This is a genomic window from Bacillus sp. NPDC094077, from assembly GCF_050279465.1.
GTDB lineage: Bacteria > Bacillota > Bacilli > Bacillales > Bacillaceae_G > Bacillus_A.
Genome location: NZ_JBNNUF010000002.1, coordinates 268,646 through 282,658 on the forward strand (window position 1 = coordinate 268,646; position 14,013 = coordinate 282,658).

General features: G+C 31.8%; 12 protein-coding genes and 1 pseudogene. 11 read left to right on the forward strand and 2 right to left on the reverse strand.

Going from position 1 to position 14,013, the window contains the following annotated elements:
* Nucleotides 1–60: 60 nt before the first annotated feature.
* Together ACQKNR_RS06145 and ACQKNR_RS06150 are read left to right on the forward strand one after the other, a co-directional pair.
* A complete protein-coding gene (locus ACQKNR_RS06145) occupies nt 61–360 on the forward strand; it encodes a hypothetical protein (protein ID WP_427316165.1) in 300 nt (99 codons plus the stop codon).
* A gap of 275 nt (nt 361–635) precedes the next feature.
* Nucleotides 636–1,757: a S8 family peptidase gene (locus tag ACQKNR_RS06150; protein WP_427316167.1), complete on the forward strand. Its 1,122-nt coding sequence runs from the start codon at nt 636–638 to the stop codon at nt 1,755–1,757.
* 512 nt (nt 1,758–2,269) lie between these two features.
* On the opposite strand, the gene ACQKNR_RS06155 is transcribed toward ACQKNR_RS06150, so the two are convergent.
* The gene (locus tag ACQKNR_RS06155) at nt 2,270–3,496 is read right to left on the reverse strand and encodes a helix-turn-helix domain-containing protein (RefSeq protein WP_427316169.1); all 1,227 of its coding nucleotides are present in this window, start codon (nt 3,494–3,496) and stop codon (nt 2,270–2,272) included.
* 595 nt (nt 3,497–4,091) lie between these two features.
* Here ACQKNR_RS06155 and ACQKNR_RS06160 point away from each other — a divergent pair.
* From ACQKNR_RS06160 to ACQKNR_RS06170, 3 genes are all read left to right on the forward strand, one after another.
* The gene (locus tag ACQKNR_RS06160) at nt 4,092–5,753 is read left to right on the forward strand and encodes a SpaA isopeptide-forming pilin-related protein (protein WP_427316171.1); all 1,662 of its coding nucleotides are present in this window, start codon (nt 4,092–4,094) and stop codon (nt 5,751–5,753) included.
* 92 nt (nt 5,754–5,845) lie between these two features.
* Complete coding sequence (locus ACQKNR_RS06165) at nt 5,846–6,649, forward strand: class C sortase (RefSeq protein WP_427316172.1); 804 nt, start codon at nt 5,846–5,848, stop codon at nt 6,647–6,649.
* Nucleotides 6,650–6,787: 138 nt separating this feature from the next.
* The gene (locus ACQKNR_RS06170; protein WP_427316174.1) at nt 6,788–9,022 is read left to right on the forward strand and encodes an MSCRAMM family protein; all 2,235 of its coding nucleotides are present in this window, start codon (nt 6,788–6,790) and stop codon (nt 9,020–9,022) included.
* Between the two features lie 60 nt (nt 9,023–9,082).
* On the opposite strand, the gene ACQKNR_RS06175 is transcribed toward ACQKNR_RS06170, so the two are convergent.
* A complete protein-coding gene (locus ACQKNR_RS06175) occupies nt 9,083–9,172 on the reverse strand; it encodes an IS3 family transposase (protein WP_427316999.1) in 90 nt (29 codons plus the stop codon).
* 242 nt (nt 9,173–9,414) lie between these two features.
* On the opposite strand from ACQKNR_RS06175, the gene ACQKNR_RS06180 reads away from it, so the two are divergent.
* The 6 genes and pseudogenes from ACQKNR_RS06180 (at nt 9,415) to ACQKNR_RS06205 (ending at nt 13,968) form a co-directional block, all read left to right on the forward strand.
* Nucleotides 9,415–9,975 carry a class I SAM-dependent methyltransferase gene (locus ACQKNR_RS06180; RefSeq protein ID WP_427316176.1) on the forward strand — a complete coding sequence of 187 codons (561 nt, stop codon included), beginning with the start codon at nt 9,415–9,417 and terminating at the stop codon, nt 9,973–9,975.
* 479 nt (nt 9,976–10,454) lie between these two features.
* The gene (locus ACQKNR_RS06185) at nt 10,455–10,934 is read left to right on the forward strand and encodes an SRPBCC family protein (protein WP_427316178.1); all 480 of its coding nucleotides are present in this window, start codon (nt 10,455–10,457) and stop codon (nt 10,932–10,934) included.
* 79 nt (nt 10,935–11,013) lie between these two features.
* Nucleotides 11,014–11,356, forward strand: a pseudogene (locus ACQKNR_RS06190) (excinuclease ABC subunit UvrA); the annotation flags it as partial.
* Nucleotides 11,357–11,666: 310 nt separating this feature from the next.
* Nucleotides 11,667–12,008 (forward strand): PadR family transcriptional regulator, encoded by a 342-nt coding sequence (locus ACQKNR_RS06195; RefSeq protein ID WP_427316180.1) that lies wholly within the window; start codon nt 11,667–11,669, stop codon nt 12,006–12,008.
* Entirely contained in the window at nt 12,005–12,517 is a 513-nt protein-coding gene (locus ACQKNR_RS06200; RefSeq protein ID WP_427316181.1) for a hypothetical protein, read from the forward strand. The genes ACQKNR_RS06195 and ACQKNR_RS06200 overlap by 4 nt, the downstream gene beginning before the upstream one ends.
* On the forward strand, nt 12,517–13,968 hold the full coding sequence (locus tag ACQKNR_RS06205) for a serine hydrolase domain-containing protein (protein WP_427316183.1): 1,452 nt from the start codon (nt 12,517–12,519) through the stop codon (nt 13,966–13,968). The genes ACQKNR_RS06200 and ACQKNR_RS06205 overlap by 1 nt, the downstream gene beginning before the upstream one ends.
* Nucleotides 13,969–14,013: the final 45 nt, after the last annotated feature.

A 14,013-nucleotide genomic window follows, 5' to 3' on the forward strand; every position in this document is an offset into this window, starting at 1 on the left:
TGAAAATAAAACAAAATAATTTTATGAATAACAAGCAAGGAATAATAGGGATAGGCAACAGTGGAAGGGCATTTAATATCCCTATTAATCTATCAAAAAGAAGGAGTGGCGTTTATAAATAAGTGTCCAACTTCGGTGGAGGTGCTAAAAAGTAAAGATGACTTTGTTCTAATTGAATTCTATGAAGCTAAAAGCATAGTAGACAATGATAAGGCTGAAATTATTAAGGCGAGGTATTTGACTGGAGATATATTAAAGGAGCATTTTATCTGCTTGGAATGTTCAATGGAGAATGATCATTTCTATAATGAGAAGAAAAATATCACCTGCAATTTATACTTTCAAGGTAATAGAAAATGAATCTGTTAAATGTAATGGACAAGGTTTTTCTATCAAACCCCTAATATTAGGATATGTAAAGTTACATTTGATTTGTTGTTGAAGACAAGACATAATTGTAACTGTGATGATTACATGTAGTTTCCAATATTTTTATTACTGTCTATACAGATGTAAATAAGTGGTAACTGAGAATCTTTTATTAGCGGGAAAGTTTGATTTGAATTATTCCTTAATTTAAAGATTTCATTAATCTTACTCATTTGAAAATCTAATTTCTAGGAGAGTGAAGTAAATTGCAAAAGAAAATGTTTACGCTTTTATCTACAATGATATGTGTATCTACTATAGGGGTTCACGCGACAAACGCTTATGCTGAAAGTAATGCAGCGTCATCTGTCCAATCAACTAATAACCCTTTGTTTAAAAATCAAAGGTATTTGCAGCCTGCTCCTTATGGTATTGATGCAGAATATTCATGGACAAAACCAGGTGGAGATGGGCAGGATATAACGTTTGTTGATATGGAAAATGGTTGGTTATTAGATCATGAAGATTTAGTAGACAAAAATATTCAACTTGTACCTGGCAGTGTAAACTTACTTCATCAGGCGGGGCATGGTACTTCAGTATTAGGAATTGTTGTTGCCAGTGATAATAATATAGGTGTTGTAGGAACTTCTCCTAAAGCGAACGCTATGGTTACATCAACTACAAGAAGTGATGGTAGTGGCAACATGGCAGATTCGATTTTGCAGGCAGTTAAAGTAATGAAACCTGGTGATGTTCTATTATTGGAGATGCAGGTTGGTAGTAAACTTGGTCTTGCTCCAATAGAATATGATATAGAAAAATTTAATGCTATTAAATATGCCACGGATAAAGGCATTATTGTAATAGAGGCTGGTGCTAATGGTAGTGTAAATTTAGATAAATTGACCGATGCAAACGGGAAATATACTTTAAATCGTAACAGTCCTGATTTTAAAGATTCAGGAGCTATTATGGTAGGGGCCGCATCATCCTCTCTTCCTCATAAACGATTATATTTTTCTAACTACGGAAGTCGAATAGATACATATGCATGGGGAGAAAATGTAACAACGACGTCCTTATCTGGTTACACATCATATTTTAATGGAACTTCAAGTGCATCACCAATTATCGCTGGGGCCGCAGTTAATTTACAAGGAATCTCCAAAAAAGTTCTTGGAAGACCTCTGACTCCAAAAGAAATGAGAGATCTACTTACTGATCCAGTTACAGCAACTCTTTCAGCAAATCCAGAAAATGATAGAGTAGGAGTAATGCCAAATTTAAAAGCAATTATTAATAAATTAGAGAATGCTACTAATAATGTAAATACTTCTTCTAATCTCAAAAATGAATCAAACGATAATATAGTATTTCCTGAATAAATTGAACTGCAAAAACACGTTACTCTTCATACAAGAGAATAGTAACGTGTTTTTATTTTGAATATTAAGCAGATGGAGAGAGCAAAATTACCTTCATTTTAATGATACTTTTAAATACATAAGATTTTAGTTGTTATGCGCGCATTTGGCTTCCATAATACATTGCTCTTGAATGGTATTGTAGAGAGTAACATTCTCTTTTTTATACAGAAATGCATTACACATATTAAATAACTATGAATTTAGAACTGGAAACCCTTTCAGATATGTAGGAGTTGGAAGTACTCAATAATAATGGTCCGAAAATAATTAGACTGAAGAAAGATAGCGATATAATTCTTTGGTAAATAAAGATTGTTTTTAGCACGTTACTATTCTCATTGAAATAAAAGAATAGTAACGTGTTTTTATTTCAAAAATAGTCTAAATCCTAAAGTTGATGGATGTGGGGGTAGCCCTAATCAACTATTGATTAGTTACTGAAAACACTTTGTTTTAATGGACGTTTCCCTTTAAATGACAACATGAGATTTTCGGTATTTACCAGGTGTTTCGTTAGTGAATTTTTTGAAGATTTTAGTAAAGTAGCTTTGGTCACTAAAATTGAGCCAAGCACAGATGTCAGATAAGGAATAAGTTGTGAAAGTTAATAATTTTTTGGCTTCTTCGATGCGTTCACGTTGAATATACTCACTTAATGAAATACCAACTTCTTTTTTAAATAATATAGATAAATAATCTGGATTCACGTTTGCAATTTTAGCAAGTTGTTTAACAGATATTGGATTGTAGATATTTTTGAATATGTAGTTTTGGCAAATAGAAATAGTCTTTGAGTGTTGCTGTGTTTTCTGTGTCTTTACACGGTCTGCGAAGGTACAGAAAACATTTTTTAATAATTCCCAAAGGGACTCTGTGTCTTTTGAATTTTCTGCTTTTTGAATGTATAAATCATAAATCTTGTAAGCAATTCCAGATGGAAGCCCTCCTTTTATCGCATATCTAGTAGCGAGTGTAATGGATGAAATACAAATGTTTTTATGACGTCTTAATTGATGGAATGAAGATAAGGATGAAAGAGTCTCTTGTTGGAATACATAATAGTATTTGAGTACTGTTTCTTTATCCCCGTTTTCTATAGCTCCAAGTAGTTGTTGTTCTATATACAAATTATGACAAATGGAGTCGTTTTTTTGCATTGAAATATATACATCTTCGTTCAAGATACCGCTATGACTTACATGAAGTGGGTCACTGTTATTTGAAAAGGTACTTACATCTAAATTTTTTTTATAGAGAATGTTATAGAAAAAAATCGTCATATTTACAAAGAAATATTGATCTTTGACTGACAATGAAAAGTAATAGTTTCGTAGTTTTTTATAATTCGGAATAAAATTAAAGCTGCTATCCGTTTTCTTTTTAGAAAAGCTTACGTGTGTTACAGGCCCAATAATAACAGTACCGTTAACCATATAATCGCTCTTTATGTGAATTAAGATGAAGTGCCCGAGATGTTGGTGAGTTCTGAAGATGGGGGAATTATATGGATCGCTTTTCTGATAAAGCACATGTAACTGTTCTATTTTTGATGTATACAACGAATGTGAATCATTTTTTGATGTAAATTCTAAAAGAATATTTTTGTTACGATCTAAAAAACAAACTGGAATTTCGAAAGATTTGGAAAATATATTGCAAATGTACTCTATCTCAACTAGACTGAGCTTTTTAGTCATATTCTTCCTCCTTACAGTTATGCGTAATAGTTGAATCATTACATATTTCTTTGTTCATAAGTAAGTAGAAACGGGAACCCTTTATAAATAAAAAATATAAATAAAAATTATAAACTTCTAAGAATAATACCATAATTTAACATAAATAGCACGTATTATTTGAATATACAGGTAACGGTTTTGGAGAATAGCGTAAAATATGAATCACCACACTTATTTGCTAGTCACTGCCGATATTTATCAAAAAATGATTAAGAATGGATTTTAAATAGGGATAAGAGGGGAGAGGTTAATGAATTGCCGCTAAGTGATTAGTGAAAATTAGAGATGAAAGCTAATATGTAACAATTGTAATGATTTTGAAGTAGAGATATAAGTGTAATTTAGGGAGGGAATTACATATATCATATGGGGAGACAACGTAATAGTAGAAAATAAGAAGAGTGAATAAGTGATTGTAAGCAATGGGGGATTGAGACAACTATGTTTTATGTTATTCGTTCAAGGCTGATGCTTGGCACACTATTGCTCTTTAGATGGTAATAGTAATAAATAGATTTTTAAAATGATAGAAGTAGTAAAGGGGATAAGAGAAATGAAAAAAATATTTAGTGTGCTTTTAGTCTTTTTCCTAACGTTTTCTACGTGGTCTAGTGTATTAATAAAGGCAGCTTCACCAACCAAAGGTTCTTTGACGATTCATAAGTACGAACAAGAAAAAGATGGAACACCAGGGGTAGAAGGTGATGGTTCTGCAAATCAAGATGTGCCAAAAGATGCGAAACCCTTAAAAGGTGTAACGTTTGAAGTGAAAAGGGTTGCATCGTTTGAAAAAATTTCAAATGATGGTGAGATTGTGAAAGAAGGTGCGAGGCCTGTAACGGGGGAAACCTCAACTCAAGTAGTAACAGATGATAACGGACGAGCTGTATTGAAAGATCTTCCGCTAGGACGTTATGAAGTGAAAGAAGTGGCAGGTCCTCCTCATATTAACCTAAATCCAAATACGTATACAGTGGATATTCCATTAACCAATAAAGAGGGTAAGGTGTTAAACTATGATGTTCATATGTATCCGAAAAATGAGATTAAACGCGGTGCAGTAGATTTAATAAAAACAGGTGCAAACGATAAAGCGTTAGTAGGTGCAGAATTTTCTTTATTTAAAAAAGGTGGAACAGAAGTTAAAAAAGAGTTAGTAACAGATGGAAATGGTCATATTCGCGTGCAAGGATTAGAGTATGGAGAATACTATTTCCAAGAGACAAAAGCTCCAAAAGGATATGTAATAGATTCAACTAAACGCGAGTTTTTTATTAAGAACTCCGGAACAATTAACGATGATGGAACAATTACTTCTGGTACAGTAGTAAAAGTAGAAGTGAAAAACTATGAAGAACCAACTATTGATAAAAAAATTAATAGAAACCTAGGAACGTTACCAATTAATCCATTAACTAATTACAATTATGATATTAAAACATTAATTCCAGAAGACATTAAAGAATACAAAAAATATGTGGTAACAGATACTTTGGACAATCGTTTAGTGATTCAAGGAAAGCCAATCGTGAAGATTGATGGAGCGGAAGTAAGTGAAAGCGTTGTAGACGTAGTTGTAGAAGGTCAAAAAGTAACAGCTACAGTAAAAGATTTCACAAGATTAGATGGTAAAAAAGAATTTCACTTACAAATTAAATCGCAAGTAAAAGAAGGAGTACTATCTGGTTCGGAAATTTTAAATACAGCAAAAATTGATTTTACAAATAAAAATGATGTAATTGGAGAAAAGGAATCTAAACCTGTAGTTGTTGTTCCGACAACTGGAATTATTGAGTTAGCAAAAATTGATGGTGCTGATAAGAAGAAATTAAAAGGTGCAGAGTTTGTACTTAAAGATAAAAATGGAAAAATAGTTGTTGTAGCAGGAAAAGAAGTAACAGGTGTATCAGATGAAAATGGTGTTATTAAATGGACTAACATTCCATATGGAGACTATCAAATTTTTGAAACGAAAGCACCAACATATACAAAAGAAGATGGTACAACAGCTTCTTATCAATTATTAAAGGACCCCATTGATGTAAAGATTAGCGAAAATAATCAATCGGTTAAATTAACGATAGAAAATAACAAAAGTGGATGGATTCTTCCAGTGACAGGTGGTATAGGAACGACTCTTTTTACTGTACTAGGTCTTGTGTTGATGGTTACAGCAGCATTTGTTTTCTTTAGAAAAAAGTTTGCTAATAATTAAGGTTTTAGGAGCATGTAACCATGTGATGTGAAAAGAGGAGAAGCAAAATGCTTTCCTCTTTTCGACATTTTAGCATATACAGAGGTGGAAATATGAAACGAAATCTTGTTTTAGGGGGTATTTTTTTATTAGGATTAGGTATTTTTTTATATCCTACTATTAGTAATTGGTTGGCGACTAGCGCTCATTATTCTGAGATTAGCTCTTACGATAAGAAGATCAAAGCGCTACAAAAGAAAGAAATCGAACGTAGGGAAAAAGAAGCAGCCGATTATAATAGACAAATTCAAACTTCCAAGAAAACATTTGCAGATCCATTTACTGAAGAAAAAAGTAATCAACAAGCGTATGCCGATGCGTTAAATTTAGGTGATGTAATGGGTTATATTGAAATATCGAAAATTAGTATAAAACTGCCAATCTATCAAGGGACCTCTGAGGAAGTATTGAGTCGCGGGGTAGGTCATTTAGATTATTCTTCACTCCCGGTAGGTGGAAAAAATACGCACACTATTTTAACAGGACATCGTGGTTTACCATCAGCAAAATTATTTACAGATTTAGATAAGTTGAGTGAAGGAGATCTTTTTTATATTCACTCTTTAGACAAAGTTCTTGCTTATAAAGTAGATCAAATTAAAGTAGTGTTACCACACGAAATAGACGATTTGCAAATTGTGGAAAATAAAGATTATACAACATTAATTACATGTACGCCTTATGGAGTAAACACAAATAGATTGCTGGTTCGAGGTGAGCGTGTAGAGTTTAACCAGAAAGAAAAACAAAAAATGAGTACAGAGGTATTTCTGTTTAATAAGTGGACGGTAATAGTTCCAATGCTATTGTTATGTGTGTTTCTAGTCGTAATTTATAAGAAAAAATTAACCAGATAAAATGTATCTATTTATCCCGAAGTAATGGGCAGTAGGTCCGAAATTTCAGAGAGCGGAGGATGAATAAAATCCTAACTGGTAAAAGGTTCACTTTATTCAATTGTAGAAAAGAAAACGGTAAAGGTGGGAACAAGGGAATTGAGGCTACGATTAAAGCTAGTAAGTATTCATTTTATGGTTTTGTTAATGATATGTGTAAGTTTTGGCGTATATGTACCAAAAGAAGCATATGGATCCACGATAAACTTAGAAGATTTAGGTGATATCTCGCGTTATAATGCAGTTGTCTTTGGTAACCATAAAGCAGTAGGTGGCGACATTGAAGGGGCAATCGCAGTTCAAGGTCATATGGATGCATCAGGTTATACGATTGTAGGTGCAGCGGCGGGAACATCTAATATGGTTGGTGAAAAATGGAGTGATGAGGGATATCCGTCCTTGTTATTGTCTGGAAAATTAAAAAAATCAAGAGAGGAATCTTTTATCATTCAAAACGGAATAGTCGTAATGACAAAAGAGAGTGATCCAGATCGTATCATACAATCTTCTTATGATTGTATTGTTTATAAAGAAAAACAAGAAATTGATGCGAAATTTATTGAATTCCGCAACATAGTGAACCAAGTCAATAAAAATGCAGGCCAATATAAAACGAATACTCCAATTCCAAATATGAGTTTTGGTATCGGAAGAGATATAAACAATCCTAATATTTATGCTTCATCAGAGTTGACAGGAAAAACAAAATTAGATGTAAGAGATGTATTTTTACCCAATGCTAAGGGCAAAGATTATATTGTTATGTATTCGGATGCAATAGAGGTTACTTTTAAAAATGGGTCTATTTTATATGACACGAACAATATTGGAAGGGCTACTGATATAATTCCTACTTCACAACCTTACTCTCCTGATTCACCGTTTACTGAGCTATATGGGAAAGTGATTTGGGCTTTTCCTAATGCGAAAAAGATCACAACAGAGGGGTATGGTGTCGTTGGAAGTGTATTTGCTCCAAATGCTGTGTTAGAAACAAAAGGCGGTTCAATCAATGGACAAGCATTTGTCGGTACGGTGCAACAAACTGGAGGATTTGAATTTCACAATTTCAAATTTAACTGGAAAAATTGGAACAAGCCTAGTAAAGGAAAAATAAAAATAAAAAAAGTAGATAGTAATAATGATGATAAAAAATTAGTGGGAGCAAAGTTTCATATTGAAGATTCAAATGGAAAAGTAATTGGAGAGGTAGTAACAGATGAAAAAGGAGAAGTGATATCTAAAGATTTACCAATAGGAAACTATACCCTAGTGGAAGTAGAAGCGCCTAAAGGTTACGAATTATTGAAAGATAAGGTAGGTGTAAAAGTAGAAAAAGATGCAGTGGTAGAAATTAAAATAGGAAATAAGAAATTGCCAGATCCAATAGGGAAAATTAAGCTGGTGAAAGTAGATACGAGCAATGAAAATAAAAAACTAGCAGGAGCAAAGTTTCATATTGAAGATTCAAATGGAAAAGTAGTTGGAGAGTTAGTAACAGATGAAAAGGGAGAAGCGATATCTAGAGATTTACCAGTAGGAAACTATACACTAGTGGAAGTAAAAGCGCCTAAAGATTACGAATTATTGAAAGATAAGGTAGATGTAAAAGTAGAAAAAGATGCAGTGGTAGAAATTAAAATAGGAAATAAGAAATTGCCAGATCCAATAGGGAAAATCAAGCTGGTGAAGGTAGATACGGGCAATACAAATACAAAGCTACTAGGAGCAAAATTTAATATTGTAGATTCAAATGAAAAAATAGTTGGAGAGTTAGTAACAGATGAAAAGGGAGAAGCAATATCTAAAAATTTACTAGTAGGTAACTATACGTTAGTGGAAATAGAAGCGCCTAAAGATTACGAATTATTGAAAGATAAGGTAGGTGTAAAAGTAGAAAAAGATGCAGTGGTAGAAATTAAAATAGGAAATAAGAAATTGCCAGATCCGGGTGGGCAAATTGAAATTGAGAAAGTTGATGACAAGGATATCAATTTAAAACTAAAAGGTGCTGTATTTCAAGTTTTGAATAAAGAAGGTAAAGAAGTAGCTAGATTAACAACGGATGAAAAAGGGAAGGTGATTTCTAAGCAATTAGTACTTGGAAAATATACGATTAAAGAAATAAAAGCACCAAACGGCTATATGTTACTTAGAGATCCAATCAAGGTAGAAATTACAGAGGCGGTAAGGACACAAAAAATAACAGTGAAAAATGCGAAGAATAATTGGGTGATTCCAAATACTGGTGGCAGCGGAACAACAATTTTTTATGTGATTGGTGTCATGCTAATGTTTGGTGTGTTATATTTCTGTAAGAAAAATCGTGTATAAATAGTTAAAAAACAGCTGTGTATAATGAACTGCTTCCATAAAGTTAGGCAGGTTGTTTTATTAGACAACTTTTAGGGCATGGGTTCGGTATTGTACCGAATTCATGCTTTTTAATTTTTCCTTAATCCGTTTGTTATTATAATAATCGATCTATTTTAATGACGTTTAACAATTCGTCCTCTCGCGGAAGATTCAAAAAAACTCTATCCAACTGAATTGCTATTTAACAAATCCAATTTGCTTCTTAGTTCATTCAGAAATTAATTTAAACATTCCAGTCATATTAGGTGAGTAATTTCTGAAATTATATATTTCGTAATTAGTTGAAGAAGGAAAGATTATAGTAAACATAGAATATATTAATGAATTAAAGTTAGTATGAGGTGAAAGTGATGGCAATAAAACAAGACGAAATTAAAGTAGTAGTTGGAGATGGAGCGTTTAATAATAACCCAGGTTGGATTCAAACTCAAGAAGATGAACTCAATTTATTAGTTGAAACCACATGGGAAGAAAGATTTGAATACAATTCAATTTCAGCTATTTTAGCTGAGCATGTATGGGAACATCTTAATTTTGAAGAAGGTGTAAAAGCAGCTGAAATTTGTTATAAATTTTTAAAACCATCAGGTCATATTCGATGCGGCGTCCCTGATGCATTTTTCCCAGATGAAACCTACCAAAATATAGTTCAAATAGGCGGACCTGGCCCGAAAGACCATCCAGCTGCAAGTCATAAAATCGTTCATAATTACAAAACATTAACCAAAATGTTTGAAACTGCTGGATTCGAGGTAGTTTTACTTGAATATTGTGATGAAAATGGTCAATTTTATTACAATGAATGGGATGCGAACGACGGTGTTATTTTCCGTTCGAAAAGGTATGATTCTAGAAATCAAGGCGATAGGCTTGGTTTTCCATCGCTAATTGTTGATGCGATTAAACGGTAAGTCATTCAACTAAAGTAGGCGCTAGTTCTATAAGTTCATGAGTCGCAAATGCGGCTTTTTTTATTTGTGCTGTAATCCTCCGTTCAATAAGGGAGAGGACACATATGATAAGGGATTCTCAACATTACATAATTCGAATTGGATATTATACAAGCTCTTCTCAACACCATTTACATTAAACTAAATTCTTCTCAAATATCTACTGAAAATATCATATAGAGTATAAAAATTAACGTTTTCTCATGTTGAGTTTTATTTAGCGAATTTTTTCATGAAAATGTTGGAGGTGCGCCTATTGTAATAAACTCATGGAGAGAATATATATTAATTTCTACAATATATAATAAGTCAATCAATGTTCGAACTACCATTTACACATTAAATTAATATTTAATTGGTATAGAGATTTATTTTACATATAAATTCGTGTAAAATGAAATGAGAACATATATTCTATATGAGAGTAGGGGGCAATAAATATGTTAGCTGAAATAGGGAAACTAACTGATGGGTATATTGTAAAATTTGAACGCCAATTTCCTTATACAATAGAGCAAGTTTGGTCGGTTTTAACGGAAAACAGTAAGCTTAAAAAATGGATGTCTAATTTGCAGATTGAAAACCTTAGAACTGGTGGAATTATAAAGTTTGACATGATGGATGGTTCATTTATAAAAATTGATATTTTAGAGTGTCAACTAAATTCAGTACTTGAATTCACATGGGATAAAGATCGTGTCCGATTTGAAATACATAAAGAGGAAAAAGGTTCACTTTTATTACTTAAAGAATTTATTCATGAATTAACAGATCATACACCGAAAGATATAGCTGGTTGGCATATTTGTTTAGATCTTTTTTCTTCCGTTTTAGAAGGAGAAGAGAAAGAATTTTCAAAAGATGAGTGGCAACAATGGTTTGAAAAATATAAGGTTAGGATTCGTGAAGTGAAAGGATAATTGTATAATAGGTAATATTCATTGTGTAATTATTATATTGTAAAAATGATTTTTTAGGAAAATAAGAATAGAGGTTAATATGAAAGTAAATCAATTAATTGCAAATAACATAAATGACTTAGATGCAGTCATTCCATTTAATAGGTCCTGAATCTGGAAAAACAACTCTTTGCCAAACAATTGTTGAAGAATCAAAGAAGCGCCTAGTTTCCTTATTACCAAAAGCTGAATATCAATATTTATTTCCTAATATTATGGAAACTAATTTTAGTACTATTAAGATGGAAGAAATGCCATTAGTACTTTTTTCAGGGAAATCATCAATTTCATCTAATCCACGTTCAACGATTGGTACTCATACAGGTGTTTTTAAAGAGATTCGTGAAAAACTTGCTGAAGAATTTAATCTTTCCACTAAGATGAATGTAATAACGCATTATGAAAATTCCAAAGTAATGAAAGAAGGTCCAATTTCTTAATGTCAAAATTAAGAAATTGGACCTTTAATTATTTTTACTTCCTTAACATTTTAATTTCGCTATATATCTAATGGAAGAATGAATATTAAAAAGGATCAATGATTAATATATTACATAATTATTATAGTATAAAAGTAGAAACATGAGAGATAAACATTGTTATGAGTGCGTATAGGTGATTTATTATCTGATTTTTTAAATTTAACAGAAATATATACTTGAATGAAGTATATATTTCTGTTAAATTTATCCCATGGACAGAACAAGTTTAATTAAAGGTCATTTGGAAATGTGTGTGTTATCTATTTTGTCGAAAAAGAAAAATTATGGTTATGAAATTATGAAAGAGCTTGAAGTGAACAATTTAAAATTGAAAGGAGTAGGAAGTATTTATCCGATTTTAACTAAGTTGAAAAATCAAGAGTGGGTTAATACTTATCAAGAAGTAACAGACAGTGGTAAAGTTAGGGTTTATTATGAAATTAATGAAAATGGGAAAATGCATCTGGAAAAGAAAATTAATGAGTGGTTAGAATTGCAATCTGATATTCAAACATTATTAAAAAGCGGTTTGAAAGGAGACCTTCTGAAATGAGGAATGAATTAAACGATAAAGAACAGCAATTTTTAACTGACGTACTTAAGGAATTAAAGCAATACGATATAAGTATAGAAGAAAGGGAAAATATTAAACAACAAATATTAGAGCATATTCAGGAATGTCGTGAAAATGGTGAGGATAGTATTCATGATCTAGGAACCCCTCAATTATTTGTTCAAGATTTTTTAGAAATAAATGAAATTGACCTACAAGTTAAAATGAAACAACTTCAAAATGCAAATAGAAAATTTAGTACATCGATCCTAGGCGGCATATTTATCGCAATTAGTACTTACCTCATCTCACAAACTACACTTTCAATATTTTTAACTGAATCATTTACTCCAACTAATAGTAAAAATACATTTAATTATAATCTTTTATATCGAATAGCAGAGAATCAGTGGTGGAACTCAGTATTAATAATGATTAGTTTTACGCTCTCTATATTAGTATTTATTAGCTTAGTAAGTTATAAAAAAAGAAAGTTATCTAAAGTATAATGAAGAAAACTATCTATAAAGTATTTCTAATTTGTATTCTTTGTAATGTATTAATGTTATGTATCGTACATCCAAAAGTTTACGCCCAGCAAAATATTAAAGTTACTTTAGATAAGTATATTGAAAAATTTTTAAAGGAACAGAACATTCCAGGGGCTTCCGTAGCGATTGTACATAATAAAGATGTATTCTTCGCAAAATCATGGGGGATTACTGGAGAGTCTGGAAAAATTGTAACTAGTAAAACACCATTTGCAATAGGATCATTAAGTAAATCACTAACAGGTCTAGCTATAGTGAAATTAATTGAAGATAAAAAAATAAAATTAGAGGACTCAGTTCAACAACATCTTCCGTGGTTTAAAGTAAAAGATACGCAATTAGCCTCAAATATAACAATCCAACATCTACTAACACATACAAGCGGAATAAATACATTTGAAGGGTTAGCATTATCAGATAAGCAATCAAAGAGTTCTACAGCATTAAAAGAAAATGTAATGAAACTTTCAAATGTAAAATTAACTGCTTCACCAGGGAAAAGGTATCAATATAGTAATGCGAATTATATTGTTTTAGGTGCACTTATTGAAGAAGTCACAAATGAAACATATTCTTCATATATGGAAAAGTATGTTTTCCAACCATTAAAAATGAATGGTGCGGCAGCAAATAAGGATAGTGCATATGAAAAAGGCTATTTAACAGGCTATCAATCTTGGTTTGGCGTATCAAGAAAAAGTGTAGTGTCCTATGATAATGCTGGGACACCATATGGTTATATTACTGCAAATTTAGAAGATATGATTCAATATATTATGTTTTTGAATCGTCAAGAACATACTCAATTTTTAAAGAAAGAAAACATGGATCTTTATCTATCTCCGCTTTATAAAATAGATTCAGAAAAAAATTATGGATTTGGATTAAGAACAACAAATTTAGATGGAAATGAAACGATGGTTTGGCATTCAGGATCAACGCCTGATGCTCGTGCAGAAATGTTTACTTTAAATAAAAGCGGCTGGGGTGGCGTGATTTTAACGAATAAAAATCATGTATTAGAAGAAACAGCACTATCGGAATTGAAGAAGGGGGTTATTAGTATTTTGAATGGAGAGGAACCAGTTGATACCCCTAAAAGCATACCATTCACACAAATTGTTATGTCGATAGTTACACTCACACTTTTCATTACATCAATTATGTTAATAAAAAAGTATAAACATAAGAAAACTTGTAAAAAGCTCAATTGGCTGTTCGTAGGGAGCTTATTTCTACTATTATCTATTATTTTAATCCCACTTCTTACTTACAGCACTAATTCACCATGGCACACGATTAAAATATTCGCAGCAGATGTAGCTTTACTCACTAGTATTATAGTAACTTTATTAGCTGTGAACGGACTAATTTCAATCTTAATTGCCTTAAGAGGTACGAAAATATAAGGGTAATTAATTTAAGCCGTTATATTTAGTTGACTCTCACACAAT

What these genes read in the sequence shown, in the direction of transcription:
- ACQKNR_RS06155 (WP_427316169.1), bottom strand. Translation starts at nt 3,496, where the DNA reads ATGACTAAAAAGCTCAGTCTAGTTGAGATAGAGTACATTTGCAATATA.
- ACQKNR_RS06160 (WP_427316171.1), top strand. Translation starts at nt 4,092, where the DNA reads ATGAAAAAAATATTTAGTGTGCTTTTAGTCTTTTTCCTAACGTTTTCT.
- ACQKNR_RS06165 (WP_427316172.1), top strand. Translation starts at nt 5,846, where the DNA reads ATGAAACGAAATCTTGTTTTAGGGGGTATTTTTTTATTAGGATTAGGT.
- ACQKNR_RS06180 (WP_427316176.1), top strand. Translation starts at nt 9,415, where the DNA reads ATGGCAATAAAACAAGACGAAATTAAAGTAGTAGTTGGAGATGGAGCG.
- ACQKNR_RS06185 (WP_427316178.1), top strand. Translation starts at nt 10,455, where the DNA reads ATGTTAGCTGAAATAGGGAAACTAACTGATGGGTATATTGTAAAATTT.
- ACQKNR_RS06195 (WP_427316180.1), top strand. Translation starts at nt 11,667, where the DNA reads ATGGACAGAACAAGTTTAATTAAAGGTCATTTGGAAATGTGTGTGTTA.
- ACQKNR_RS06200 (WP_427316181.1), top strand. Translation starts at nt 12,005, where the DNA reads ATGAGGAATGAATTAAACGATAAAGAACAGCAATTTTTAACTGACGTA.
- ACQKNR_RS06205 (WP_427316183.1), top strand. Translation starts at nt 12,517, where the DNA reads ATGAAGAAAACTATCTATAAAGTATTTCTAATTTGTATTCTTTGTAAT.